The sequence below is a fragment of the Sphingomonas sp. BK345 genome (assembly GCF_014193845.1).
Taxonomy (GTDB): Bacteria; Pseudomonadota; Alphaproteobacteria; order Sphingomonadales; family Sphingomonadaceae; genus Sphingomonas.
Genome location: NZ_JACHZX010000003.1, coordinates 45,012 through 72,000, shown reverse-complemented (window position 1 = coordinate 72,000; position 26,989 = coordinate 45,012). Strand labels below are relative to the sequence as shown.

The window sequence follows — 26,989 nt, the reverse complement described above, 5'->3', positions numbered from 1 at the left end:
GCACGCATGTTCTTGCCCTGCCGTCGGGCGCCTCAACGACGAACCTGGACAATGCCTCGACTTCCAAACTGCCGCCGAGGCATTCCACCGCGCGACGATCGGCGCACTTCAAGCGAGTATCCACGTCCCCGCCTTCGCGGGGATGACGAAAGAAGAGGGGTGAGGCAGCCCCGCGCCGCGTCCCGTGACGCACCTGCGCTGCGCGCTCACTGCGGCCACGCCACCCCCAACCCCGCCTTGCCCCGCCGCCGCCGCGCTGCCACAGCGGCGCGCCACAGCCAGGGGACAGCGACCATGATCGTGCGCAGCGACGAATATGAGGACGTGGCGGTGCCCGGCGCCGGCACGATGCGCACCCATCTGTTCCGCCCCGCGATCGACGGGCGCTTCCCCGGCGTGCTGTTCTTCTCCGAGATCTACCAGGTGACCGCGCCGATCCGTCGTTTGGCGACCCTGCTGGCGGGCAACGGCTATGTCGTCTCGGTCCCCGAGGTGTACCACGAGTATGAGCCCGCCGGCACGGTGCTCGCCTATGACCAGCCCGGCACCGACCGGGGCAACGCGCTCAAGTTCACCAAGCCGGTCGCACAGTACGACGCCGACTCGCGCGCCGCGCTCACCGCGCTGGCGGCGCACCCGGCGTGCGACGGGCGGCTCGCCACCTTCGGTGTGTGCCTCGGCGGGCATCTCGCCTATCGTGCCGCGCTCGACCGGCGCGTCGGCGCCGCCGCCTGTTTCTACGCCACCGACATCCACTCGGGCACGCTGGGCGAGGGCCGCGCCGACGACAGCCTCGCGCGCATGGACGCGCTCGAGGCCGAGACGATGTTCGTCTGGGGGCGGCAGGACCCGCACGTCCCGTTCGCCGGGCGCGAGGCGATCCGTGGGCGGCTGGAGGAGGTGGGCGCGCGCTACGAGTGGCACGAGGTCAACGCGCCGCATGCCTTCCTGCGCGACGAGGGGCCGCGCTACGATCCGGCGCTGTTCCTGCAGAGCGTGGCGTGGACGCTCGCGCTGTACCGCCGCGCGCTGGGGTGAGCGGTCGCCCCACCCGCGCGCCGCACCGCCCGCCTCACGCCGCGGCGCGCTGCTCCAGCGTCGCGACGAAGGCGTCCGCCACCATCGGGCGGCCGATCAGATAGCCCTGCACCAGGTCGCAGCCGGCGTCGCGCAGCAAGGCGAGGCAGCCGGGCTCCTCGATCCCCTCCGCCACCACCTTGAGCCCGAGCCCGTGCGCGAGGTCGATCGTCGAGCGCACCATCAGCGCGTCCGCCGGGTTGAGATGCGCATGCTGGACGAAGCTGCGGTCGATCTTGAGCTCGGACAGCGGCAGCTCGCGCAGATAGGTCAGCGTCGACTGGCCGGTGCCGTAATCGTCCATCGAGATCGCAACGCCCTTGGCGCGGAAGTGGCGCAGCTGCGCGGCGGCGCGCTCCGGATCGGCCAGCGTGGCGGACTCGGTCACCTCGAAGATCAGCCGGTCGGCCGGCACCGCGCCCGAGTCGAGCAGGGCGTCGACCGCGGCGCTGAACGCCGGCTCGGCGATCAGCATCGCGGAGAGGTTGATAGCGACCGAGACGTCGTGCCCGCGCGCGCGCCAGTCGGCGAGGTCGGCGACCGCGCGCGCGAGCACGTGGAGGGTCAGCGCGCCGATGCGGTCGGCCTGCTCGGCGAGCGGGATGAACAGGTCGGGCCGGATCATCCCGCGAGTCGGGTGGCGCCAGCGCACCAGCGCCTCGGCGCTGGCGACCCGGTCGGTCGCGAGGGCGAGCTTGGGCTGGTAATGCACCTCGATCTCGCCGTTGGCGATCGCCTGGTCGAGCTCGCCCATCAGCACCAGTCGCCGCTCCAGCGCATCGGCGTCGACGTGCGCGTGGCGCCAGAACGCGCCCGCCGCGGCGGCCTCGTCGGCGGCGCGGGTCGCGCTCACCAGCCGGTCATGGATCGTGCCCTCGCCCGCCGAGACGCCGAGATGCACCGCGGCGTCGGCGCGGCGGCCGAGGATCTCGACCGGCTCGATCAAGGTCGCGCGCAGCGCCGCGACCAGCGCCTCGATGTCCTCGCCCGGCGCGTTGACCGCGAGCAGCCGCTCGCCGACGCGATAGACGCTGGCGCCCACCGTCGCGTGCAGCCGGTCGGCGACGCGCAGCAGCAGGTCGTGCCCGGCGCGCTCGCCCAGCAGCGTGATGAGCGCGTCCGCGTTGCCGAGCGACGCCACCAGCAGCGGCGTCGGCGCGGCGGAGTCCCTGTCGTGGAGCAGCGCGCGGCGGTTGGGCAGGCCGGTGTCCTCGTCGACGCGGCGCTGGCGCTCGAAGCGGCGTGCGAGATCGAGCGCGACGCGCGCCAGCCCGGCCGCGACGACCAGCACCAGCGCCGGGGCCAGCGGGAACACCGCCTGGTCGGCGACCTGCGCCCGGACCGCGAGCGCGAACAGGACCACCGGAGCGGCCAGCGCCAGTCCCGCCGCGACCGGGCCGCGCCGCACCCACAGCATCGGTGCGGCGAGCAGCAGCGCGAGCAGCAGCGGCAGCGCGCTGCTCCATTCCGACGGCACGCCCGCGAGCAGCGTCTCGGCGGCGAGCGCCTGCACCACCACGCCGGGGATCACGCCCCAGTGCGGCGTGGCGTAGCGGTCACCCATCTCGATCGCGGTGGCGCCGATCAGTATGTCGCGCCCGCGCACCGCCGCCGGGTCGAAGCGGCCGTCACGCGCCGCGACGAAGCTCAGCCGCGGCAGCCGCGTCGGGTCGATCCCGCCGTCGATCGGGAAGAAGCTGTCGGCCGCGCCGGAGCGATGCGCGATCAGCGCGGAGAGCGACGGCCGCGGCGTGCCCGCGGTAATGGTGCCGAACGGCGCACGGCGGACGATGCCGTCGGCGTCGGGCTGCATGCTCACCGAGGCGAGCGCGGCACCGGCGCGCAGCGCGGGCAGCGGCAGCGAGTCGATCGTGCGGCGATCGCCCAGGCGCGCGCGCTGCGCGAAGGTGGGCAGCGCGACGAGGCCGGGCGCGCGCGCGATGGCCTGCGCCAGCGCGACATCGCCCGCGCCGGGGCCGGCGGAGGAGAAGTCGACGTCGAAGGTGATCGAGGCGGCGCCCGCTTCGCGGAGCCGATCGACCGCGCGCGCATAATGGTCGCGCGACCAGGGCCACTCGCGGATCGCGGCGACGCTGGCGGCGTCCATCTCGACGACAACGACCTGCCCGCTCGGCGCGCGCACCCAGGCGGCGGCGCGCGGCGGGTCAAGCAGCCGATCGATCCGCGCGCCCAGCCCGCTGAGCGCGGTGAGCAGCGCGAGCGTGAGCGCCGCGGCGAGCGCGAGCGCGCGGCGGTGACGCAGCAGGGCGCGGGGGCGGGGGATCAGCATGCGGCGGCGGCTTGGCAGGTGATGAAGAGGGTCGCTCCATCCCCGCCCGCGAGAAGGGCAACTTGATCTAAGCGGTCCGCCCTCCGCCACGCACCACCCCGGCGAACGCCGCGGTCCAGTTGGGCGAACCGCCGTGACGTGCAAGCGACGTCACCCAACTGGACCCCGGCGTCCGTCGGGGTGGTAGCTGGGGCAAGGAGATGGTCCATCACCCCACGAGCCTTCAGATGCTTCTCGCGTCCCACCCCGCCCCGCATCAGAACACCCGCGACAGCCGCAGCGAGATACGCGGCCGGCGGTTGCCGGTGTCGAACCGATCGGCGTTGAGCGGGAAGGCGACCTCGACCATGCCGTCGAGCCGACCCGCCCCAGCGCGCACGCCCAGCCCAGTCGACGCCAGCGTCCCGCCGCCGAACCCGTCGCGCAGGTTGCTGACATGCCCGCCGTCGACGAAGGCATAGCCCTGCGCGCGGTCGATCACGCCGGGCAGCACGCGCCCGGCGTCGGCGCGGAGCTCGGCCGAGGCCATCGCGCCCTGGTCGCCGGTGCGCTCGGCATAGTCATAGCCGCGCGCGAAGCCGGGGCCGCCCAGCCCGATCTCGGCGGTGGCGAGCAGCGGGCGCGAGGCGAGCTGCGCCGCGCCTGCCAGCACCGCGCTGAACGGCCCGCCGAGCCGGCGCGTGTAGTCCATCTGCCAGGTCGCCAGCACGAAGCGCGCGTCGCCGTCGGCGCGCGACAGCAGCGCGTCGCCGGCATGGCTCACCCCGGCGAGCGGCAGCCCGACCACGCCTGCCAGCTCGCCCCGCAACGTGCCGCCGGCGACGGCCGCCTGGCCGTTGAGCGAGGCGGTGGCGGTGGCGAGCCGGTCGCGGCGCAGCCGCGCGCCCCGGAGCGTCTGGGTCACCGTCACCGCGCGCAGCTCGGCCTGGCCCCACAGGCTGCGTGCGCGGGTGCGCACCAGCGCGCGTGTGTAGCTCACCGACAGGTCGCCGCTGCGCCCGACCACGTCGAGCGGTGCCAGCGCCGCCCCCGGGTTGGAGCGCGCCACGGAGCCGGCCACCGCCAGTACCGAACCGGCCGAGTCGACCGGTGCGGCGTAGCGCGCGCGCAGGAAGGCGAACTCGCTCGGCTCGAACGGCGTCTGCGCGACGATCAGCGACAGCTCGTCGCCGTCCCCCGCGAGCCCGCGCAGGCTGGCGAGCAGGGTGGAGCGCACCGGGCCGACCTCGGCGCTGCCGCGGTTGTCGAGCTGCGCATAGGCGCTGGCGCGGTCGCTCGCGATCGTCACCAGCAGGATGCCGAAACCGTCCTGACGGACGTAGCGCGTGTCGGTCACGCGCACGCCGGGCACGTCGCCGACCAGCAGCAGCGCGCGCTCCAGCATCTTCTGCGTCACCGCGCCGCGCCCGGTGAGCGCGTGGACCAGCAGCGTGTCGGCGGCGGCACTGCGCGCGCCGATCACGCGCACCGCATCGATGCGGCCGAGCTCGACCTCCACCGCGAGCACGCCGTCGGTCATCGGCTGCGCCGCGACCGAGGCGGTGGCGAAGGGATAGCCGCGCGCGCGCACCGCGCCCGCCACCTGGCCCGCGAGCGTCGCCAGCGCAGCGCGGTCGAGCGTGCGGCCGATCACCGGCGCCACCGCGGCGGCATAGGCCGACTCGGGCACGCTCTCCGCGCCGAGCACGCGCACCGCGCGCACCGGCGGAGTCAGCGTCGTGCCCGCGGCGGCGCGGCTGGCGGCGTCGACCTCGGTCGGGCGCGCGCGCTCGGGCTGCTCGAGCGAGGGACGCGGCAGCGCGCGCGCCGCGATCGTCGGATCGGCGCGGTCGAGCGCGGTCTGCGCCGCGGCGGGTGCGCCCGCCAGTGCGGCGCTGCCCAGCAGCGCCAGGCGGATCGTGGATGTAGCTCGCATGCGGACGCCCCTGTTATCGCGGCGCGGCCTAGGCGGGGGCGGGTTCCGATTTGGTTACGATGACCGCGGCATTTCGCTAACCATTTGCTCTAAGTTGTTCGCAACGCTCTCCTTCTACTCGGCTGAGTCGGCGCGCCTGGCGGGCCGAGGGAGAATAACATGCGTAAGCCGATCCTGGCGCTGCTCGCCGCTTCCACCGCTGGGCTCGCGATGCCCGCGAGTGCCGGCCCCGCCGGCTGGCGGATCAGCGAGGCGATGGGTGACGTGCAGGTGACGCGCGCGGGCGTGTCGAAGGTCGCCACGCGCGGCAGCGCGATCGCCGCCGGCGATACCGTCACCACCGCCAAGGGCGCGCGCGCGGTGCTGGTGCGCGGCACCGAATTCATGCTGGTCGCGCCGGGCTCGCGGCTGACGCTGCCCGCCGCGACCGAGGCCAAGGGGATGACGCGGATCGTCGAGGAGTTCGGCAACGTCGTCTTCATGATCAAGAAGAAGATGACGCCGCACTTCGAGGTGCAGACGCCGTACCTCGCCGCGGTGGTGAAGGGCACGACCTTCAGCGTCAGCGTCGGCGGCACCGGCAGCGCGCTGCAGGTGATCGAGGGCGCGGTCGAGGTTGCCACCAGCGACGGCGGCGCCCACGAACTGCTCACCCCGGGAGCGGTGGCGCAGGTCGGCGCCGACGACCGCTTCCGCATGGCGATCGAGCGCGACGGCGTGCGCCGCGTGATCGAGTCGCCGGCGCGGCCGAAGGAAGCGCCCGTACCGGCGCTGCCGGTCGCGGCCGAGACCGCCGCGGCGTCGGAGCCCGCGGCCGCCCCCGTCGACCAGGCGGCGCCACCGGCGCTCGCCGCCGCCGCCCCCGCCATCACGGCGGAGCCGGCCGTCGCGAGCGTCGCGCCGGCGGCGGACGCGCCGACGGTCGTCGCGGTGAGCGAGACGGTCTATGCCGCCCCGGTGGCGCTGGCGGACACCACCGGCGGGCTCGTCCAGGGCACCACCGCCGCGGCGGGCGGCGCCAGCGCGGCGCTGGCGGCGGTGGCGAGCGCGACCCGCACCGCCACCGAGGCGTCCACTACCACGGTCAAGGCGGTCGAGATGGCCACCGAAGTTGCCGGCGCGCGTGCCGAACAGGCGAGTGCGAGCGCGGCGGCGGCGAAGAGCGCCGCGGAGAGTGCCGCTGCGGCTGATGCCAAGGCCGGCGCCGAGCGTGCCGCGGTAGAGGCGGCGACACAGGCACGTGCGACCGAGGCCGCGGCGCAGTCCTCCGCGCTCGCGGCGGCCCAGGCCGGCGTGGAACAGGAGCAGGCCGCGGCGGCACGCGCCGCCGCCGCCGCGCAGGCCGAGGCGAGTGCGGAGGCGGCGCGGGCGGCACTGGCCGCGCAGCAGCAGGTCGCGGCGGAGCAGGCGGCGATGGCCGAGGCACAGGCCAAGGCAGTGGCCGAGCAGGCCGCGACCGCGGCGGCGCAGGTGCAGGCCGAGGCGACCGCGGCGGCGACCGCGCGCGCGGCCGAGGCCGCGCGGCAGGCGGCGGCCGACGCGGCGACCCAGGCGGCCGCGATGGTGGCGCAGCAGGCCGCGGCACAGGCCTCGGGCGACGCCGCGGCCCAGGCGGCGGCGGCGAGCCAGGCGCAGGCGGCGCAGGCCGCCGCCGCCGTGGCGGCGGCGCAGGCCGCACAGGCACAGGCGCAGGCGGAGAGCGCCGCCAAGGGCGCCGGCAACGCCGCCGCCGCGGCGCTGCAGGCAGCGATCGAGAAGGCCGCGCGCGACGCCGCCAAGGCCCTCTCCGACCTCGCCGCACAGAAGGCGGCGCAGGATGCCGCCAAGGCCGCCGATCAGGCGCAGAAGGCCGCCGATCAGGCCGCCAAGGCCGCCGCCGACAAGGCCGCCAAGGACGCGGAGAAGGCGGCCCGCGACGCCGACAAGGCGGCCAAGGACGCGGACAAGGCGGCGAAGGACGCGGCCGACAAGGCCGCCAAGGCCGCGGCCGACGCCGCCAGGGAGCAGGAGAAGGCGGCACGCGACGCGCAGAAGGCCGCCGACGACGCGGCCAAGGCGGCGCAGAAGGCGGCGGACGATGCCGCCAAGAAGCCGCTACCGGGGCCGCTCGACCCGCTCAAGCAGGTGGTCGACCTGCTGCTGCCGAAGAAGCCCTGACACGCGACCGTTGCGCCGCCCGGGCGCGCGCGACATGAGGGCGTGTCGCACCGGGAGAGAGTGAATGCGCCTGAACGCCGCGCTGTTGTTGACGTCGACCCTCGCGCTGGTCGCCGCCGCGCCCGTGCCGCAGACGGCGCCGACGGCGGCGCCCGCCGCTGCGACACAGGCAGCCGACCGGGCGCTGCTCGCCTTCCTCGATCAGAAGTTCGACGAGCAGCTCGCGCTCAGCCCGGAGGGCCAGACCCAGCTCGGGCTCAAGACCGGCGAGGACCGGCTCGACGATTATACCGACGCCGCGCAGGTGCGCGCGCGCGCGCTCGAGGAGCGCCAGCTCGCCGAGCTGCACCGGCGCTTCCGCCCCGAGCAGCTCGGCGAGTCGGCGCGGGTCAGCTATCGGCTGTTCGAGGAACAGGTAGCGCGCGATCGCGCCTCGTTCCGCTTCCGCCAGCTGCGCTTCCCGGTCTCGACCAACGGCAGCCCGGCGGGGGCGATCCCGGTGCTGCTGATCAACAATCACCGGGTCGACAGCGTCGCCGACGCGCAGGCCTATGTCGCCCGGTTGCGCGACACCGAGCGCGTGATGCGCGAGGTCGCCGGAACGATGCGCGCGCAGGCGGCCAAGGGCATCATCCCCAACCAGGTCAATTTCGCCCCGGCCCGCGCCGACGCGCTCAAGGTGGTTACCGGCGCGCCGTTCGACGCCGGCCCCGACTCGACGCTGCTGGCCGATTTCCGCAAGAAGGTCGCCGCGCTCGACGCCCCGTCCGCGACCAAGGCGCAGCTGCTCGCCGACGCCACCGCCGCGCTCAAGGGCCCGTTCCGCCATGGCTATACCGTGCTGATCGCGGCGCTGGACGAGATCGCGCCCAAGGCGACGGGCAATTACGGCGCCTGGCACCTGCCCGACGGCGCGGCCTATTACGCCGACCGGCTGCGCGAATCGACCACCACCGATCTCAGCGCCGAGCAGATCCACCAGCTTGGGCTCCAGCAGGTGGCGGCGATCCGCGGCGAGATGGAGGCGGTCAAGCGCCAGGTCGGCTTCACCGGCACGCTGGAGCAGTTCTTCGACAAGGTCCGTACCGACCCGTCGCTCAAATATCCCAACACCGCGGCCGGCCGCGAACAGTATCTCGGCGACGCGCGCGCGGTGATCGGCGGCGTGATGACGGCGGCACCGCGCTATTTCCGCGTGCTGCCCAGGGCGCCGCTGGAGGTGCGCGCGGTGGAGAAGTGGCGCGAGGGCACTGCCTCCACCGCCTTCTACAACCCGCCCTCGGCGGACGGCACGCGGCCCGGCATCTATTACGTCAACCTGGTCGACATGAACCAGACGCAGAAGGTGCAGGTCGCGGGCATCGCCGCGCACGAGGGCGCGCCCGGGCACCATTTCCAGATCGCGCGCCAGCAGGAGCTGACCGACCTGCCCAAGTTCCGCAAGTTCGGCGGCTATGGCGCGTATATGGAGGGCTGGGGCCTCTATTCGGAGCGGCTGGCGGACGAGATGGGCGTGTACAAGACGCCATACGATCGCTTCGGCATGCTGTCGCTGCAGGTGTGGCGCGCGATCCGCCTGGTGCTCGACACCGGCATCCATGCCAAGCGGTGGACGCGCGATCAGGCGATCGCCTATTTCCGCACCAACAGCTCGGTCTCGGACACCGATATCGCGCGCGAGGTCGACCGTTATTTCAACTGGCCGGGGCAGGCGACCAGCTACATGGTCGGCCAGCTCAAGATCGCCGAGCTGCGCGCGCGCGCCGAGCGCGAACTCGGGCCGAGGTTCGACATTCGCGACTTCCACGAGGCGGTGCTGAGCCAGGGAGCGCTGCCGCTCGGCGTGCTGGAGGAGCAGGTCGACCGCTATATCGCGGCGAAGAAGGGGTAAGCCGCGCGCCGGTCCATTCGCGCTTGACTGCGCCGCGCCCGGGGGGCACCCGGCGAGGATCGCGGGCGATCGTCCGCCCGCGCCCGGAGGAGTGATCCCGTGCGAGTCGCCATCGCCACCGACCATGCCGGCTTCGCGCTCAAGCAGGAGCTCAAGGCCTGGCTCAACGAGCAGGGCCATGCCGTCACCGACCTCGGCACCGACGGCACCGCCAGCGTCGATTATCCCGACTATGGCCGGGTGCTCGCCGAGGCGCTCGCTTCGGGCCGGGTCGAGCGGGGCATCGCGCTGTGCGGCTCCGGCATCGGCATCATGATCGCGGCGAACCGCAACCCGGCGGTGCGCTGCGCCCTGGTGTCGGAGCCTTACTCCGCCGCGCTCGCGCGCAGCCACAACGACGTCAACGCCATCGCGCTGGGCGCGCGGCTGATCGGCCTCGACATGGCCAAGCAGTGCGTCGCCACCTTTCTCGCGACCGATTTCCTCGGCGGGCGCCACGCCGCCCGCGTCGACATGCTCAAGGAGCCCGTATGAGCACCAACCCCGCCCACCAGCTCAGCACGGCGCCGAGCGGTTTCTTCGATCGCGGCCTCGCCGAGGCCGATCCGGCGGTGTTCGCCGGCGTGGAGCATGAGCTCACCCGCGAGCAGACCCAGATCGAGCTGATCGCGAGCGAGAATATCGTCAGCCGCGCGGTGCTCGAGGCGCAGGGCTCGGTGTTCACCAACAAATATGCCGAAGGCTATCCCGGCAAGCGCTATTACCAGGGCTGCCACCCGTCGGACGAGGTCGAGCAGCTCGCGATCGATCGCGCCAAGCAGCTGTTCGGCTGCGGCTTCGTCAATGTCCAGCCGCACTCCGGCGCGCAGGCCAACGGCGCGGTGATGCTGGCGCTGGCCAAGCCGGGCGACACGATCCTGGGGCTCAGCCTCGACGCCGGCGGCCACCTCACCCATGGCGCGCGCGCGGCGCTGAGCGGCAAGTGGTTCAACGCGGTGCAGTACGGCGTCGACGCCGAGACGCATCTCATCGACTATGACGCGGTCGAGCGGCTCGCCGCCGAGCACAAGCCGCGCGTCATCATCGCGGGCGGCTCAGCCTATCCGCGCCACATCGATTTCGCGCGCTTCCGCGCGATCGCCGACCAGGTCGGCGCGACCTTCATGGTCGACATGGCGCATTTCGCCGGTCTGGTCGCGGGCGGTGTCCACCCGACCCCGTTCGGCCACGCGCACGTCGTCACCACCACCACGCACAAGACGCTGCGCGGCCCGCGCGGCGGCATGATCCTCACCGACGACGAGGCGATCGCCAAGAAGATCAACTCGGCGGTGTTCCCCGGGCTGCAGGGCGGCCCGCTGATGCACGTCATCGCCGCCAAGGCGGTGGCGTTCGGCGAGGCGCTGCGCCCCGAGTTCCGCGGCTATGCCGCCGCGGTGGTGGAGAACGCCAAGGTGCTCGCGGCGACGCTGAAGGAGCGCGGCGCCGACCTGGTCTCGGGCGGCACCGACACGCACCTGGCGCTGGTCGACCTCACCCCGCTCGGCGTCACCGGCCGCGACGCCGACGAGGCGCTGGAGCGCGCGGGCATCACCTGCAACAAGAACGGCATCCCCAACGATCCGCTGCCCCCGGTGAAGACCAGCGGCATCCGGGTCGGCTCGCCCGCGGGCACCACGCGCGGCTTCGGCACGGGCGAGTTCCGCGAGATCGGCAACATGGTGGCCGACGTGCTCGACGGGCTGGCGCAGAAGGGCGAGGCGGGGGACCCGCAGGTCGAGGCGAGCGTTCGGGACCGCGTGCGTGCGCTGTGCGCGCGCTTCCCGATCTACCAATAAGGAGGTTCGCCGATGGCGTCGATCGACGAGAAGGCCCGCGAGGTGCAGAGCAACGTGCAGGGCACGCCCGGGCTGGGCAAGAGCATGGCCAAATGGGGCGCGCTCGGCGCGGTGGTGGCGATCCCGGTGCCCTTCATCGGTCCGGTGTTCGGCGCGATCGCGGGCGCGGCCTATGCCTATCACAAGGGTAAGAAAAGCGGACTGTGAGCGCCGCCTAGCGGGACGGGTGAAGGACTGAGATGCGCTGCCCGTTCTGCGGCCATGACGCGAGCCAGGTGAAGGACAGCCGCCCCACCGACGACGGGGCGGCGATCCGGCGCCGGCGTCAGTGCGAGGGTTGCGCCGCGCGCTTCACCACCTTCGAGCGGATCCAGCTGCGCGAGCTGACCGTGGTGAAGAGCGAGCATCGCCGCGAGCCGTTCGACCGCGAGAAGCTGCTCCGCTCGGTCGCGATCGCGGCGCGCAAGCGCCCGGTTGAGCCGATCCAGCTCGAGAAACTGGTGAGCGGCATCCAGCGCCAGCTCGAGACCAGCGGCGACGCCGAGGTCTCGGCCAAGCGCATCGGCGAGATGGTGATGGACGGGCTCAAGGGGCTCGACTCGGTCGCCTATATCCGCTTCGCCAGTGTCTACCGCGACTTCAGCGAGGCGCGCGACTTCGAGGAGTTCGCCGGCAGCGTCGAGGAGGCGGGGCGCGAGGGGTAAGGTCGGGAGCCTGCCGCCGCGGCCGAGAGCGATCGTTGCTCGGCCCGCTTCCCCTTTCCGTTCGGTTCGAGCAGCATCGAGCTTGCCGAGATGCGTCCGTCGAGAACATAGGCCAGCGATGAGCTTCCACGTCTACATACTGCGCTGCGCCGACCGCACCTATTACACCGGCCATACCGAGGATCTGGAGCGCCGCGTCGCCGAGCATCAGGCGGGCACGATCCCCGGCTACACGCACGACCGCCGGCCGGTCGAGCTGATGTGGTCGCAGGACTTCCCCACACGCGCGGAGGCGCTGGAGCGCGAACTTCAGATAAAGGACTGGTCGCGGAAGAAGAAGGAAGCGTTGTTCCGCGCCGACTGGGAAATGATCGCGGAGGCGGCGCGTCCTCGACCACGCGTCTCGACTTCGCTCGACGCTGGCTCGGATCGAACGGACGAGGAGCAGGCGATGAACCAGGAGGACAGGCTTTCGACCTCCGCCCCGCCCCCCGTCATCGTCCTCGTCCGCCCGCAGCTCGGCGAGAATATCGGCAAGGCCGCGCGCGCGATGCTCAACTTCGGGCTGACCGAGCTGCGCCTCGTCGCCCCACGCGACGGCTGGCCCAATCCGCAAGCCGGCCCCGCCGCGTCGGGCGCCGACGTCGTGCTCGAGCGCGCGCTCGTGTATGATAGCGTCGCCGAGGCGGTCGCCGACTGCGCCCATGTCTATGCCACCACGGTGCGCAAGCGCGGCGTCACCAAGCCCGTCGTGACCCCGGAGGTGGCAGCGCGCGCGATCCACGCCGATGCGGGCCGGTCGGCGATCCTCTTCGGCCCCGAACGATCGGGGCTCGAGACCGATGACGTCGCGGTGGCGCGGACGATCGTCACCGTGCCGATCAACCCCGGGTTCGGCAGCCTCAATCTTGCCCAGGCGGTGATCCTGGTCGCCTATGAATGGTCGAAAGGGCAGGCGCTCGCCAGCCCGCCCGAGACCGAGCTCGCCCCGCCCGCGCCGCAACAGGAGCTGGACGGCATGATCGCGCAGCTCGACGCGCTGCTCGATGAGGCGGGCTACTTCTTCCCGCTCGACCGTGCGCCGGCGTCGCGGCGCACGCTGCGGACGATGCTGACCAAGCCCGGCTGGAACAGCCAGGAGGTCCGCACGATGCGCGGCGTGCTCTCCGCGCTGGCGCCGCGTCCGCCGCGCGGCTGAGCGCGCCGCTCAGTCGATCCGCGGGCTCTCCGGTCGTCCGCCCAGATAGGCCGAGGCGGGCGCGTGGAAGGGAAAGCCCGCCGCGGCGACGCGGTTGAGGATCAGCTGCATCGAGCCGTGACGCGCCTCGCATGCCATCGCGCTGGCACGTTCGAGCCAGGCCGGGTCGACCAAGGTGCCCGAGCGCGTGCGCATGAGCGGCCCGCTCGGGCCCGTCATCGCGGCGATGCGGCGGCGTACCGTGGTGTCGGGCAGCGACAGCGCGCGCGCGATCGCGGCGACGCGCACGGCATGGCTCTGGCGGAAGCTCGCGCCGCTCTCGCCGCGCGCCGCCAGCGTGCCGCCCTCGGCGGCGAAGCGCTGCGTGTTGGCGTGGAGGATCGCGGAGAAGATCGCGGTGTCGACCGCCTCGGGGAACAGGTTGCGGTTCTGATCGACCAGCGCCAGCACCAGGTCGAGCAGCCCGCACACCCCGTCGATCTCGGTGAAATGGCCGACCGAACGCATCGTCGGCAGCTCGATCGCGCCCGCAGCCGTCGCATCGGCCACGAAGCGGATGAAGCAATCGTGCGCGTAGCGCAGCTTGGCCTTGATGAAGCGGCTCCGCCAGAAGCGCGGCGACATGGTGACGCCGGCATCGATCCGATGGCACAGCCCCGAGTCGATCAGCGCGGCGATGTGGCGGCGCACCGTCTCGAACGGTCGCCCCAGCGACAGCGCCGCCGAGTGGATCGAGATCGCGCCGTCGCGCTCTGGCTTGGTCAGCGCGGTGCGCATGAGCAGCGCCAGGACGAGCAGACGATCGACGTTGCCGCGCAGCGGCCGCAGCATGGCGACATTGATGCCGGTATGCAGCTCGGCGATCAGCCGCACCTTCTGATGAATGGGCATCGAGAGACGAACGCTGGCATGAGCCGGGGGCATGTCAGTCTGACGTCGCGCGGCCGTCGCGTAATTCGGCACCGTGCTGGTCCTTTCACCTTCAGTAACCATCGCCGTCAAGACAATCATTCCCGGAAAAAGACAGACGGGTGTCGGCGTTTCCCAATGGTTGCACGAGCTCCCTGCATAGCCCGCGCAACCCACCGACCCCCGCAAGGCCTTTTTCAGCGGAATGAGTACATTATACGGTAAGGTCCGACTGTCGCACAGGTGCCTTTTACCCAATATGGTTGGTAGCTGATCTTTTCGTCACCTGGAGTTCAGCTTAGCGGCAGATTCCTGGCACGGTAATCACATTGCGCCCTCTGGTTCATCAGAGACAATATGTTGCTTCGCTTATGATGCAGATTAAATGATGTGGTTGGTAAACATTGGTCTCACGATCACTCGGCGGCGAGCGGCGCCGTGCCTGACAGCGCCCCGTCCCCGCGCAACGCCGAGTCGAGTCGCATGCGGTCGAGCTTGTTCTCCCACCGCGCCACCACGATCGCGGCCACCGCGTTGCCGACGAAGTTGGTCAGGCTGCGGCACTCGCTCATGAAGCGGTCGACCCCGAGGATCAGCGCCATGCCCGCCACCGGCACGCTCGGCACGATCGACAGCGTCGCCGCCAGCGTGATGAAGCCGGCGCCGGTCACCCCGGCCGCGCCCTTGGACGAGAGCATCGCCACCGCGAGCAGCAGCAGCTGCTGGCCGAGCGTGAGGTCGACGTTGCACGCCTGCGCGATGAACAGCGCCGCCAGCGTCATGTAGATGTTGGTGCCGTCAAGGTTGAACGAATAGCCCGTCGGCACCACCAGCCCGACCACGCCGCGATCGCACCCGGCCGCCTCCAATTTCGTGAGCAGCCCCGGCAACGCCGGCTCGGACGAGGAGGTGCCGAGCACCAGCAGCAGCTCGCCCTTGAGATAGGCGATCAGCCGCAGGATCGAGAAGCCGTGCAGCCGCGCCACCACGCCCAGCACGCCCAGCACGAAGATCAGCGAGGTGGCGTAGAAGGTCAGCACCAGCCCGCCGAGATTGACCAGGCTGCCCGCGCCATATTTGCCGACGGTGAAGGCGATCGCGCCGAACGCGCCGATCGGCGCCGCGCGCATCAGGATCGCGACGACCTTGAAGACGACGAGGTTGAGCCGCTCGACCAGGTCGAGCACCGGCCGTGCCGGCTCGCCGACGAGGCTGATCGATACGCCGAACAGGATCGCTACCAGCAGCACCTGCAGGATATTGTCCTGCGCCAGCGCCGAGACGAGCGTGGTGGGGATGATCGCGAGCAGGAAGCCGATCAGCGAGGTCTCGTGCGCCTTGGCGGCATAGTCCTTCACCGCGCCGGTATCGAGCGTGGCGGGATCGACGTTCATGCCCGCGCCGGGCTGGACGACATTCGCGACGATCAGCCCGACGACCAGCGCCAACGTCGAGAAGAAGAGAAAGTAGCCGAACGCCTTGAGCGCGATCCGCCCGGCCGAGCGGAGCTCGCCCAGTCCCGCGATGCCGCTCACCAGGGTGAGGAAGATGACGGGCGCGATCACCATCTTCACCAGCTTGATGAAGGCGTCGCCGAGCGGCTTGAGCGCGGCGCCGAGCGTCGGGTGGAAATGGCCGAGCAGCGCGCCCGCGACGATCGCGATCAACACCTGGACATAAAGATGCTGGTAGAAAGGGCGCGGCGCGGCGGGCGGCGCGGCGGCGGGGATGACGGTCATGGGCCTCTCCTGCGTCCGGCGGTCGGACGTCTCGTCATCCTAGGATAATCGCGTCGGGGGATCGCGCCAGCGTCGCGGCTGCCCGACCTCAAAGTCGCGGAAATGCTGGCGGATCACGCTCTCGGCGATGACATTACGGTGACCCGGCGTGCGGATTCCCGCGGCGGCGCGAGGCCGCCCGTGCCGAAGTTCGCGCGTCGCAGCGGGTCGGCGACGCTGACGTGTCGCGCAACGTCGCGGCCGCCGGCGAGTTGAGCCGCCATGACCGACGCCCGCAACGAACCCGCCGCCATGCGCACCGAGACCGACTCGATCGGCGCGATCGAGGTGCCCGCCACCGCTTACTGGGGCGCGCAGACCGAGCGCAGCCTGGAGAACTTCCCGTTCGGCGCGCGCGAGCGCATGCCGATCGAGATCGTCCGCGCGCTCGCCCTGGTGAAGCAGGCGGCGGCGCGGGTGAACCGCCGCCACGGGCTCGCCGCGGACAAGGCAGACGCGATCGAGGCCGCGGCGCAGGAGATCGCGCAGGGGCTGCTCGACGACCAGTTCCCGCTGGTGATTTGGCAGACCGGCAGCGGCACGCAGAGCAACATGAACGTCAACGAGGTGATCGCCGGTCGCGCCAACGAGATCCTCACCGGACAGCGCGGCGGCAAGTCACCAGTCCACCCCAATGACGACGTCAACCGTGGGCAGTCCTCGAACGACAGCTTCCCCACCGCGCTCCACGTCGCCTGCTCGCTCGCGGTGCGGCAGCGGCTGATCCCCGCGCTGGAGAAGCTGCACGCCTCGCTCGACGCGCGCGCGCGCGAATGGGCCGGGCTGGTGAAGATCGGTCGCACCCATCTCCAGGACGCCACCCCGCTGACACTCGGCGACGAGTTCTCGGGCTACGCGCACCAGCTGCACCGCTGCCTGCGGCGGATCGAGCCGGCGGTGGAGCAGGGCACCGACCGCCTCGCGCAGGGCGGCACCGCGGTCGGCACCGGGCTCAACGCGCCCAAGGGCTTCGCGCGCGACGTGGCCGCCGAACTCGCCGCGATCACCGGGGTGGCGTTCGCGCCGGCGGAGAATTTCTTCGAGGCGCTGGCGAGCAACGACCCGCTCGTCCACCTCTCCGGCGCGCTCAACACGCTGGCGGTGGCGTGCACCAAGATCGCCAACGACATCCGCCTGCTCGGCTCGGGGCCGCGCAGTGGCCTCGGCGAGCTCGACCTGCCCGCCAACGAGCCGGGCAGCTCGATCATGCCGGGCAAGGTCAACCCGACGCAGTGCGAGATGCTGACGATGGTGGCGGCGCAGGTGATCGGCAATCACGTCGCGGTCACCGTCGGCGGCGCGCAGGGGCATCTCGAGCTCAACGTGTTCAAGCCGATGCTGGGTGCCGCGGTGCTGCGCTCGATCGACCTGCTGGCGACCGGATGCGAGAGCTTCGCGCTGCGCTGCGTCGACGGGCTACGCGCCAACGAGGGGCGGATCGGCGAGCTGGTCGAGCGCTCGCTGATGCTCGTCACCGCGCTCGCCCCGGAGATCGGTTACGACAATGCCGCCAAGATCGCCAAGCACGCGCACGAGCGCGGGCTCACGCTGCGCGAGGCGGGGCTGGAACTGGGGCTGGTGGACGAAGCGACGTTCGACCGGGTGGTGCGGCCCGAGGCGATGCTGGGTGAGCAATAAGAAGGTTGCGGTCGCGTTTGCCTGGCACGACGGGACAGGTGGTGACCTAGTGCTCGACCACTTCCTAAGCGCCGAAGGAACCAACTTTTCCGTCATCCCCGCGAAGGCGGGGATCCATAAACGCTGAGGTCGCGCCTCTATCGAGAAGTCCGCGCGTCTGGATCCCCGCCTTTGCGGGGATGACGGTCGGTTGGAGGAGGGCGGCAGGGAAGCGAGGATGATGGAGAGAGAAGCGCGCCGCTTTCGACGATGAGGCCGCCCGCATCGAACTAGACGTTAGATACTTCCCAGTCGCGGGAGGGCGCGAGCAGCGAAGCAGAGCTAGCCCCCGACCCTACCGGAAGTTGTCCGCGTAGCTCTGCAGCTTCAGCGTCTTGGTCGGCGTCGGAATGACCACGTAGCGCAGCCCCTGCTGCTCGGCATAGGCCACCGCCGCCTCGCAGGTCGGGAAGCCCAGCTTGATCTGGTCGCGCGTGTCGCCGCTGCCGGCCCAGCCGGTCAGCGCGTCGGCCTTCTTGGGCTCGCCCGGCTCGAACTCGAGCTGCCAGTGATCGGTGCGGGCCTTGCCCGACTGCATGGCGTTCTTCGGGCGCTGGTAGATGCGGGCGGTCTGCATGATCGGGTCTCCCTACGTGACACGCGCGAGTCAGGCAATCGTTCCCGGCCCCGCCCGCCACGCCGCCGCCGCAATCTTGCGGGGCGCGACCGCGCACCTATATCGCGCTTCGTCATCGCGGTTGCGCTGCCGTAACGGGGCGCCGCCGCAACATTACACGTCAACGCAGGGGCTAGGCAAAGCACTCATGGCAAAAGTTATCGGGATCGACCTCGGCACCACCAACTCGTGCGTGGCCGTGATGGAAGGCGGCAAGGCCAAGGTCATCGAGAATGCGGAGGGCGCGCGCACCACGCCGTCGATCGTCGCCTTCGCCAAGGACGGCGAGCGGCTGATCGGCCAGCCCGCCAAGCGCCAGGCCGTGACCAACGGCGACAACACGATCTTCGCGGTGAAGCGCCTGATCGGCCGCCGCTTCGACGATCCCGTCACCAAGAAGGACACCGAGCTGGTCCCGTACAAGATCGTGCGCGGCTCGAACGGTGACGCGTGGGTCAACGCCGGCGGCAAGGATTACAGCCCGTCGCAGATCAGCGCCTACACGTTGCAGAAGATGAAGGAGACCGCCGAGTCCTACCTCGGCGAGACAGTCACCCAGGCGGTGATCACCGTCCCCGCGTACTTCAACGACGCGCAGCGCCAGGCGACCAAGGACGCCGGCCAGATCGCGGGCCTCGAGGTGCTGCGCATCATCAACGAGCCGACCGCGGCGGCGCTGGCCTATGGCCTCGACAAGCAGGACGGCAAGACGATCGCGGTCTATGACCTCGGCGGCGGCACCTTCGACGTGTCGGTGCTCGAGATCGGCGACGGCGTGTTCGAGGTGAAGGCCACCAACGGCGACACCTTCCTCGGCGGCGAGGATTTCGACAACAAGATCGTCGACTATCTCGCGCAGGGCTTCCAGAAGGACGAGGGCATCGACCTCACCAAGGACAAGCTCGCGCTGCAGCGCCTCAAGGAGGCTGCGGAGAAGGCGAAGATCGAGTTGTCGTCGGCGCAGTCGACCGAGGTCAACCTGCCCTTCATCACCGCCGACCAGAACGGCCCGAAGCACCTGGTCAAGACGATCACCCGCGCCGACCTGGAGCGGCTGGTCGAGGACCTGATCAAGCGCACGCTCGACCCGTGCAAGAAGGCGCTGGCCGACGCGGGCGTCTCCGCCAATGAGATCAGCGAAGTGGTGCTGGTCGGCGGCATGACGCGCATGCCGCGCGTGCGCGAGATCGTGAAGCAGTTCTTCGGCAAGGACCCGCACACCGGCGTGAACCCCGACGAGGTGGTCGCGATGGGCGCGGCGATCCAGGCGGGCGTGCTCCAGGGCGACGTCAAGGACGTGCTGCTGCTCGACGTCACCCCGCTGTCGCTCGGCATCGAGACGCTGGGGGGCGTGTTCACGCGCATGATCGACCGCAACACCACGATCCCGACCAAGAAGACCCAGGTCTATTCGACCGCCGACGACAACCAGCAGGCGGTGACGATCCGGGTGTTCCAGGGCGAGCGCGAGATGGCGGCGGACAACAAGCTGCTCGGCCAGTTCGACCTGGTCGGCATCCCGCCGGCGCCGCGCGGCGTGCCGCAGATCGAGGTGACGTTCGACATCGACGCCAACGGCATCGTCAACGTCTCGGCCAAGGACAAGGGCACCGGCAAGGAGACCCAGATCCGCATCCAGGCCTCGGGCGGTCTCTCCGACGCCGACATCGACCAGATGGTGCGCGACGCCGAGTCCTTCGCCGAGGAGGACAAGAAGCGCCGTGCCGCGGCCGAGGCGAAGAACAACGCCGAGTCGCTGATCCACACCACCGAGCGCCAGCTCGCCGACAATGGCGACAAGGTCGATGAGTCGCTCCGCGGTGAGATCCAGGGGGCGGTCGACGCGGCCAAGAAGGCGGTCGAGTCGAACGATCCCGAGCAGATGAACGAGAAGAGCCAGGCACTCGCGCAGGTCGCGATGAAGCTGGGCCAGGCGATCTACGAGAAGCAGCAGCAGGGCGAGGCCGCGCCGCAGGGCGAGACCGCGCAGGCCGATGCGCCCAAGGACGACGTGGTCGACGCCGAATTCTCGGAAGTCGACGATCACAAGGCGTGATCCGCGCCGGAGTGAACTGACATGAACCTTTCCCGTCATACCGGCGCAGGCCGGTATCCAGCGCCGCAGACGAGACCGCGCGCGGCACTGGACCCCGGCCTGGGCCGGGGTGACGGCGACGGGCGCGGGGGCGTTGCATGACCGAGATCGACTATTACGAGCTGCTCGAGTGCGAGCGGACCGCGGACGCGGCGACGATCAAATCGTCGTATCGCAAGCTCGCGATGAAATACCATCCGGACAAGAACGCCGGGTGCAAGGACAGCGAGGCCAAGTTCAAGGCGGTCAGCGAGGCCTATGACTGCCTCAAGGACCCGCAGAAGCGCGCGGCCTATGATCGCTTCGGCCACGCCGCCTTCAGGAACGGCGGCGGCGGCGGCGCGGGCGCGCAGGATTTCTCCGGCTTCTCCGACATCTTCGAGAGCGTGTTCGGCGAGTTCATGGGCGGCCAGCGCGGCGGCGGGCGGCAGGTGCGCCGCGGTGCCGACCTGCGCTACGACATGGAGATCACGCTGGAGGAGGCGTATCACGGCAAGGAGACGGAGATCACCGTCGACATCTCCGCCGCGTGCGACACCTGCAACGGCACCGGCTCCAAGCCGGGCACCCACGCGCACACCTGCCAGCACTGCCACGGCCACGGCAAGGTGCGCGCGCAGCAGGGCTTCTTCGTGGTCGAGCGGGCCTGCCCGTTGTGCCACGGCTCGGGCGAGGTGATCACCGACCCGTGTGCCGACTGCCGCGGCGAGGGCCGGGTCGAGAAGACCAAGACGCTCGCGGTCAACGTGCCGCCCGGTGTCGACGAGGGCACGCGCGTGCGGCTCACCGGCGAGGGCGAGGCGGGCGCGCGCGGCGCACCGCCGGGCGACCTCTACATCTTCCTCCACGTCAAGCGGCACGCGATCTTCGAGCGCGAGGGGACGACGCTGTTTGCGCGCGCGCCGATCAGCTTCACCACCGCGGCGCTGGGCGGGACGCTGTCGATCCCCGGGCTCGATGGCAAGCGCCACGAGGTCAAGATCCCCGCGGGCATCCAGTCGGGCAAGCAGCTGCGCCAGCGCGGCGCGGGCATGCCCGTGCTGCAGGGGCGCGGCACCGGCGACCTGGTGATCCAGGTCGAGGTGGAGACGCCGACCAAGCTCAGCACGCGCCAGCGCGCGCTGCTGGAGGAGTTCCGCGAGACCGAGACGGGTGACGAATGCCCGCAGAGCCAGGGCTTCTTCTCGCGGCTCAAGAGCGCGATCGCGGGCGAGTGAGCGGCGTGGACGACAACGCGCCGGTGACTCAACATTCGCAACATTCGCCCGCCACGCGCTGCGGCCTGGTCGCTGTGGTGGGCGCGCCCAACGCCGGCAAGTCGACGTTGGTCAATGCCTTGGTCGGTCAGAAGGTGGCGATCGTCAGCCCCAAGGCGCAGACCACGCGCGCGCGGCTGATGGGCGTGGCGCTGGAGGGCGAGACGCAGCTGCTGCTGGTCGACACGCCCGGCATCTTCGAGCCGCGCCGCCGGCTCGATCGCGCGATGGTGGCGGCGGCCTGGGGCGGCGCCGAGGGCGCCGACGTGATCGCCTTGGTGGTGGACGGCAAGGGCGGGCTCGGCCCCAAGGTGACCGAGATCGTCGAGTCGCTCAAGGAGCGGCGCGAGCCGATCTATCTCGTGCTCAACAAGGTCGACCTCGCCGACAAGCCCAAGCTGCTGATCCACGCGGAGAAGCTCAACGCGCTCCTGCCCTTCGCCGAGACCTTCTTCGTCTCGGCGCAGACCGGCGACGGGCTGCCCCAGCTCAAGCGCGCATTGGCGGCGGCGATGCCCGCGGGGCCGTGGCATTATCCCGAAGACCAGGTATCCGACGCGTCCGAGCGCGCGCTGGCGGCCGAGGTGACGCGCGAGCAGCTCTACCTCCAGCTCCACGCCGAGCTGCCTTATGCCAGCGTGGTCGAGACCGAGAAGTTCAGCGAGCGCGAGGACGGCTCGGCCGAGATCCACCAGCAGATCCTGGTCGAGCGCGTGACCCAGCGCGCCATCGTGCTGGGCAAGGGCGGCGCGCGCATCCGCGAGATCGGCGCGCGCGCCCGGGCGGAGCTGGCGGTGCTGCTCGACCGGCCGGTGCACCTCTACCTCCACGTCAAGGTGAAGCCGGGCTGGGACGAGGACCGCGGCGTCTATCGCGACATCGGGCTCGACTGGGTGGAGTGAGGCGCGCCGCGGGCGGCGGTCAGGTCCGTCCGCGCCTCTTCTGCCGTCATCCCGGAACACGTCCGGGATCACGGACAGAGTGGAGCAAGGTCTTCGCCTCGGATGAACTTGCCGGCGCCCGATGCGTCCTACCCGTCATCGGCCGGCCACAGGCCGTGAAGGGGGTGCACGGGACGACGCCATGGCGGTGCTGACGCGGCTGCGCGACTTCGTGAGCGAGGAACGCTGGGAGTTCGCCCCGCACGAGCGCCCGGCGATGCCCGGCTCGCCCGGCTCGCCCGAGCACCCGCTGCGCCGCCGGCTGACCTATGCGCTGGTCGGCATGCTGGTGGGGCTCACCGGGGGGTTCGGCAATGCGCTGGTGGCGGCCAACACGACGACGCTGGCGGGCGCGCTGGGGCTCGACCCGTCCGAGATCGCCTGGCTGCCGACGGTCTATGTGATGACCAACGTCAGCATCAACCTGCTGCTGATCAAGTTCCGCCAGCAGTTCGGGCTCCGCCCGTTCGCGATGCTGTTCATCGGCATCTATGTCGCGGTTACCTTCGCGCACCTGTTCGTCCACGGCTTCGCCTCGGCGATCGCGGTGCGCGCGGCGAGCGGGCTGGCGGCGGCGCCGCTCTCCACCTTCGCGCTGTATTATTTCATGCAGGCGGTCCCGGCGAAGTGGCGGCTGCGCGCGATCGTGCTCGGCATCGGCGCGCCGCAGTGCGCGACGCCGCTGGCGCGGCTGTTCTCGCCCGAGCTGCTGGCGATGAGCCAATGGCGCACGCTGTACCTGTTCGAGCTCGGGCTCGCCGCGCTGAGCCTCGCCGCGGTGACGGTGTTCCGCCTGCCGCCAACGACGCGTCAGCCCGCGTTCGAGAAGCTCGATTTCGTCACCTTCGCGCTCTACGCCGGGGCGATGGCGCTGTTTGCCGCGGTGCTCGGGCTGGGCCGCTACGTGTGGTGGACCGAGGCGCGCTGGATCGGCTGGGCGCTGCTCGCCGCGATCCCGATGCTCGCCGCCGCGCTGGTCATCGAGCACCACCGCGCCAACCCGCTGATCAACACGCGCTGGCTCGGCAGCGCCGATATCCTGCGCTTCGCGGTGGTCACGCTGATGGCGCGGATCGTGCTGTCCGAACAGACCTATGGCGCGGTCGGGCTGCTCACCGTGCTGGGGCAGAACAACGACCAGCTGGGAACGTTTTTCACGATCATCTTCCTCGCCACCGCGGCCGGCTTCATCGTCAGCGCAGTGACGCTCGACGTCGAGCGATTGGCGCATCCGGTGATGCTCGCGATCGGGCTGGTGGCGGTGGCGGCCTGGGTCGATTCCTCCTCAACCAGCCTGACGCGCGCGCCGCAGCTGTACCTCACCCAGGCGGTGATCGCCTTCGCGGGCGCCTTCTTCCTCGGCCCATCGCTGCTGTTCGGCATGACCCGCGCGCTGAAGGAAGGGACCGGGCACGTGATCAGCTTCATCGCGCTGTTCGGCGTGCTCAACTCGATCGGCGGCCTGGCCGGAGCGGCGATCCTCGGCACCTATCAGATCGTCCGCGAGAAGGCGAACAGCGCCGCACTGGTGCAGTTGGTCGACCCGACCGACCCCCAAGTCCAGGCGCGGCTCGCCGCCGGGGCAAGCGGGGTGGCGCGCGTGGTCGGCGATACGGGGCTGCGCTCGGCCGAGGGCGGCGCGCTGCTCGCGCAGGCGGCGACGCGCGAGGCGAACGTCCTCGCTTATGACGACATGTTCCGGCTGATCGCGGTCCTCGCCGCGCTGACCTTCCTGTACCTTCTCTTTCTCCTGCTGCGCCGCGAGTGGCGCGCGCGCCGCGTGAGTATCGCATGACCGACCCCCGCTCGCCCGTCGCTGCCAGCCCCGTCACGGAGGAGCGCGCCGCCGAGGCACCTGCCGCGGCCGTGCCGTCGGGCTCGGGCTGGCGCCCGCCGCGGCTGTCGCGCACCGCGACGCTGCTGATCACGCTGCTCGCGGTCGCGGGCGTGCTGGCCGTGCTCGCGGCGTGGCGGATGTGGCCGTTCACCAGCGACTATGAGTCGACGGACAACGCCTATGTCCGCGGCCGTACCACGGTGATCGCGCCGCAGGTATCGGGCTATGTCACGCAGGTGCTGGTGCGCGACTTCGAGTCGGTCCGCGCCGGACAGCCGCTGGTGGTGGTCGACCAGCGCATCTACGCGCAGCGCGTCGACCAGGCACAGGCGCAGGTCGAGAACGCGCGGGCGACGCTGGCCAACAGCGTCCAGGCCGCGGCCAGCCGCGAGGCGAGCTTCGGCGGGCAGGAGGCGGCGCTGGCCAACGCGCGCGCGCAGCTGCTCCGCGCCCAGGCCGACATGAACCGCGTCAACGACCTCGTCACCGACGGCTCGGTGAGCTTGCGCGAGCGTGACCAGACGCTCGCCACGCTGCGCCAGGCACAGGCGCAGCTCCAGCAGGCGCAGGCCGCGCGCGAGATCGCGCGACAGGACATCCGCACCGTCGCGGTCGGCCGCGGCGGGCAGGAGGCGGGCGTGTCGGGCGCGCAGGCGGCGCTGCGGCTGGCGCGGATCGACCTGGCCAACACCGTGATCCGCGCGCCCGAGGCGGGGCGGCTGAGCGAGGTCGGGGTGCGCGTCGGCCAGTACGTCACCGCGGGCTCGCAGCTGATGTTCCTGGTGCCCGCGGAGACCTGGGTGATCGCCAACTACAAGGAGGCGCAGACCGCGCGCATCGCGGTGGGCCAGCGTGCCAGCTTCACCGTCGACGCGCTCGCCAATGCGCGGCTGTCCGGCCGGGTGGAGCGCATCTCGCCCGCGGCGGGGAGCGAGTTCGCGGTGCTCAAGTCGGACAATGCCACGGGCAATTTCACCAAGGTGCCGCAGCGGATCGCGGTGCGGATCCGGATCGATTCGGGGCAGGTGCTGGCAGCGCGGCTGCGCCCGGGCATGTCGGTGCAGGCGCGCGTTGACACCGCCGGCACGCCGGCGCCGCGATGAGGGGCGGTGGCCCGAATAAGGACGGTGCGGACGTGGCCGACGATGGCGGGGGCGTTGGTGCTGGTCGCTGGGCGCCGCCGTCACCTTGCGCTCCACCGTCATCCCGGACGTGGTCCGGGATCCACGGTCCCGCGCACTCGGCGGCCGGCGATCGCGCGGACCGGTGGATCCCGGACCAGGTCCGGGATGACGGCAGGATGGAGGAGAGGCAGTGCAACCGCGCGCCGCGGCATGAATCCCCGGTCGAGCCCGGGATGACGACGGGGGCGGGGCAAGCCGCATACAGCCTATCCCCCCGTAGCGTCGTCCGCGCGCTGCTCCTCCCGCTCCTCCTCGCCGACTGCGCGCTGCCCGGTCCGCGCCGTGCCGCCCCGCCCGACGCCACCGTCACGTCGCCGCCGGCGTGGCGCAGCGCGCTGACCGCGCCCGACGCGTCGACGGTGAACGCGGCGTGGTGGCAGGGCTTCGGCGACCCGGTGCTTACCGCGCTGGTCGAGCGCGCGCTGGCGAACAATCTCGACGTGCTCGCCGCCGCCGCGCGGGTGGAGGAGGCGCGCGCGGCGGAGGCGCTCGCGCGCGCGCAGCTCACGCCGCAGCTCGGCGGCACCGTGCCCGAGACGCAGGGCCAGTCGATCAGCGCGCTCGGCACCACCGCGCGCTCGACCGCGGTGCAGCCCGGCGTCCAGCTCAGCTACGATCTCGACCTGTTCGGGCGGCTGCGCCAGGCGAGCCGCGCCGCGCGCGCGCAGCTGCTCGCCACCGCGGCGGCGCGCGACACGGTGCGGCTCGCCACCGCCGCCACCGCCGCCTCGGGCTATGTCACGCTGCGCGCGCTCGACCAGCGGCTGGCGATCGCGCGCGAGACGCTGGCGGCGCGCGCCGAGGCGCTGCGGATCGCGCGGCGGCGGTACGAGACCGGCTATGCCTCGCGGCTCGAGTACCGCCAGGCGCAGGCGGAATATGCGGGCACGCAGCAGCTTGTCCCTGCCGCCGAGCTGGCGATCGGGCGGCAGGAGAATGCCCTGGCGCTGCTCACCGGCGACTCGCCGCGCGCGGTGGCGCGCGGGCTGGCGCTCGACCAGCTTGCGACGCCGCCGCTGCCGGGCGGGCTGCCCGCTCAGCTGCTGCGCCGCCGCCCCGACCTCTACCAGGCCGAGCAGACGCTGGTGGCGGCGGATCGCACGCTCGACAGCCAGCGCGCCGCGATGCTGCCCAACCTGTCGTTGACCGGCGCGGGCAACCTCGTCCTCTCGACCGCGCTGGCGCAGCCCGAGGTGATCTTCTCGCTCGGCGCGAGTGTGCTGGGGCCGATCTTCGACGGCGGGCGGCTGCGCGCGCAGGAGCGCATCGCCACCGCGCGGCGCGACCAAGCTGCTTATGGCTATCGCCGCGCCGCGCTGGTGGCGTTCCGCGAGGTGGACGATTCGCTCGTCGGGGTGCGCCGCACGGGAGAGCAGGCCGACGCGTTGGCGGCGCAGGCGGCAGCGTCGCGCGGCGCGCTGGAGAATGCGACCAACCGTTATCGCGCCGGCTATTCGGCGTATCTGGAGCAGCTCGACGCGCAGCGCACCCTGCTCACCACCGAGCTATCGCTGGTGCAGGCGCGCGCCGACCGGCTGACGAGCTATGTCGCTTTGTACCAGGCGATGGGCGGCGGCTGGACGCCGGCGGAGGTGGCGGCGGTGGGGCGCTGACGACGGCAGGCGC

20 protein-coding genes are annotated in these 26,989 nt (G+C 71.6%); 15 read left to right on the top strand and 5 right to left on the bottom strand.

The genetic code is table 11. The features are described 5' to 3' along the window. Positions 1-294: 294 nt before the first annotated feature. The gene (locus FHY03_RS09715; RefSeq protein ID WP_183930506.1) at positions 295-1,038 is read left to right on the top strand and encodes a dienelactone hydrolase family protein; all 744 of its coding nucleotides are present in this window, start codon (positions 295-297) and stop codon (positions 1,036-1,038) included. 34 nt (positions 1,039-1,072) lie between these two features. Here FHY03_RS09715 and FHY03_RS09710 read toward each other — a convergent pair whose 3' ends face one another. Together FHY03_RS09710 and FHY03_RS09705 are read right to left on the bottom strand one after the other, a co-directional pair. Then, positions 1,073-3,367 (bottom strand): bifunctional diguanylate cyclase/phosphodiesterase, encoded by a 2,295-nt coding sequence (locus FHY03_RS09710; RefSeq protein WP_183930503.1) that lies wholly within the window; start codon positions 3,365-3,367, stop codon positions 1,073-1,075. Between the two features lie 256 nt (positions 3,368-3,623). Beyond that, positions 3,624-5,282: a ShlB/FhaC/HecB family hemolysin secretion/activation protein gene (locus FHY03_RS09705; protein WP_183930501.1), complete on the bottom strand. Its 1,659-nt coding sequence runs from the start codon at positions 5,280-5,282 to the stop codon at positions 3,624-3,626. Positions 5,283-5,441: 159 nt separating this feature from the next. Between FHY03_RS09705 and FHY03_RS09700 the strand changes: the two genes are divergently transcribed. The 7 genes from FHY03_RS09700 to FHY03_RS09670 all read left to right on the top strand — a co-directional run bounded on the left by FHY03_RS09700 (position 5,442) and on the right by FHY03_RS09670 (position 13,070). Then, positions 5,442-7,439, top strand: a complete 1,998-nt coding sequence (locus tag FHY03_RS09700) for a FecR family protein (protein ID WP_183930499.1) — start codon at positions 5,442-5,444, stop codon at positions 7,437-7,439. Positions 7,440-7,503: 64 nt separating this feature from the next. Beyond that, positions 7,504-9,330 (top strand): DUF885 family protein, encoded by a 1,827-nt coding sequence (locus FHY03_RS09695; protein WP_183930497.1) that lies wholly within the window; start codon positions 7,504-7,506, stop codon positions 9,328-9,330. A 99-nt stretch (positions 9,331-9,429) separates the two neighbouring features. Continuing rightward, positions 9,430-9,864: a ribose 5-phosphate isomerase B gene (gene rpiB / locus FHY03_RS09690; protein ID WP_183922806.1), complete on the top strand. Its 435-nt coding sequence runs from the start codon at positions 9,430-9,432 to the stop codon at positions 9,862-9,864. Then, a complete protein-coding gene (glyA, locus tag FHY03_RS09685) occupies positions 9,861-11,168 on the top strand; it encodes a serine hydroxymethyltransferase (RefSeq protein WP_183930496.1) in 1,308 nt (435 codons plus the stop codon). The genes rpiB and glyA overlap by 4 nt, the downstream gene beginning before the upstream one ends. Positions 11,169-11,180: 12 nt before the next feature. Next, positions 11,181-11,375 (top strand): hypothetical protein, encoded by a 195-nt coding sequence (locus FHY03_RS09680; RefSeq protein ID WP_183922810.1) that lies wholly within the window; start codon positions 11,181-11,183, stop codon positions 11,373-11,375. Positions 11,376-11,407: 32 nt separating this feature from the next. Continuing rightward, positions 11,408-11,872 carry a transcriptional regulator NrdR gene (gene nrdR, locus FHY03_RS09675; RefSeq protein ID WP_183922812.1) on the top strand — a complete coding sequence of 155 codons (465 nt, stop codon included), beginning with the start codon at positions 11,408-11,410 and terminating at the stop codon, positions 11,870-11,872. A 118-nt stretch (positions 11,873-11,990) separates the two neighbouring features. Further along, complete coding sequence (locus FHY03_RS09670) at positions 11,991-13,070, top strand: TrmH family RNA methyltransferase (RefSeq protein WP_183930495.1); 1,080 nt, start codon at positions 11,991-11,993, stop codon at positions 13,068-13,070. Positions 13,071-13,079: 9 nt separating this feature from the next. Here FHY03_RS09670 and FHY03_RS09665 read toward each other — a convergent pair whose 3' ends face one another. Together FHY03_RS09665 and FHY03_RS09660 are read right to left on the bottom strand one after the other, a co-directional pair. Next, on the bottom strand, positions 13,080-13,961 hold the full coding sequence (locus tag FHY03_RS09665) for a hypothetical protein (protein ID WP_183930494.1): 882 nt from the start codon (positions 13,959-13,961) through the stop codon (positions 13,080-13,082). A gap of 434 nt (positions 13,962-14,395) precedes the next feature. Next, entirely contained in the window at positions 14,396-15,718 is a 1,323-nt protein-coding gene (locus tag FHY03_RS09660; RefSeq protein ID WP_183922818.1) for a dicarboxylate/amino acid:cation symporter, read from the bottom strand. A 261-nt stretch (positions 15,719-15,979) separates the two neighbouring features. On the opposite strand from FHY03_RS09660, the gene fumC reads away from it, so the two are divergent. Further along, a complete protein-coding gene (gene fumC / locus FHY03_RS09655) occupies positions 15,980-17,395 on the top strand; it encodes a class II fumarate hydratase (protein ID WP_260158873.1) in 1,416 nt (471 codons plus the stop codon). A 334-nt stretch (positions 17,396-17,729) separates the two neighbouring features. On the opposite strand, the gene FHY03_RS09650 is transcribed toward fumC, so the two are convergent. Continuing rightward, positions 17,730-18,011: an ETC complex I subunit gene (locus FHY03_RS09650; protein WP_183922820.1), complete on the bottom strand. Its 282-nt coding sequence runs from the start codon at positions 18,009-18,011 to the stop codon at positions 17,730-17,732. A 187-nt stretch (positions 18,012-18,198) separates the two neighbouring features. On the opposite strand from FHY03_RS09650, the gene dnaK reads away from it, so the two are divergent. The 6 genes from dnaK (at position 18,199) to FHY03_RS09620 (ending at position 26,976) form a co-directional block, all read left to right on the top strand. Then, positions 18,199-20,106, top strand: coding sequence for a molecular chaperone DnaK (gene dnaK, locus FHY03_RS09645; protein WP_183930493.1), 1,908 nt, complete (start codon positions 18,199-18,201; stop codon positions 20,104-20,106). A gap of 137 nt (positions 20,107-20,243) precedes the next feature. Next, positions 20,244-21,362: a molecular chaperone DnaJ gene (gene dnaJ / locus FHY03_RS09640; RefSeq protein ID WP_183930491.1), complete on the top strand. Its 1,119-nt coding sequence runs from the start codon at positions 20,244-20,246 to the stop codon at positions 21,360-21,362. A 5-nt stretch (positions 21,363-21,367) separates the two neighbouring features. Then, entirely contained in the window at positions 21,368-22,303 is a 936-nt protein-coding gene (gene era / locus FHY03_RS09635; protein WP_409314192.1) for a GTPase Era, read from the top strand. Between the two features lie 181 nt (positions 22,304-22,484). Next, positions 22,485-24,137: an MFS transporter gene (locus tag FHY03_RS09630; protein WP_183930489.1), complete on the top strand. Its 1,653-nt coding sequence runs from the start codon at positions 22,485-22,487 to the stop codon at positions 24,135-24,137. After that, entirely contained in the window at positions 24,134-25,282 is a 1,149-nt protein-coding gene (locus FHY03_RS09625) for an HlyD family secretion protein (protein WP_183930487.1), read from the top strand. The genes FHY03_RS09630 and FHY03_RS09625 overlap by 4 nt, the downstream gene beginning before the upstream one ends. A gap of 254 nt (positions 25,283-25,536) precedes the next feature. Then, positions 25,537-26,976, top strand: coding sequence for an efflux transporter outer membrane subunit (locus tag FHY03_RS09620; protein WP_183930485.1), 1,440 nt, complete (start codon positions 25,537-25,539; stop codon positions 26,974-26,976). Positions 26,977-26,989: the final 13 nt, after the last annotated feature.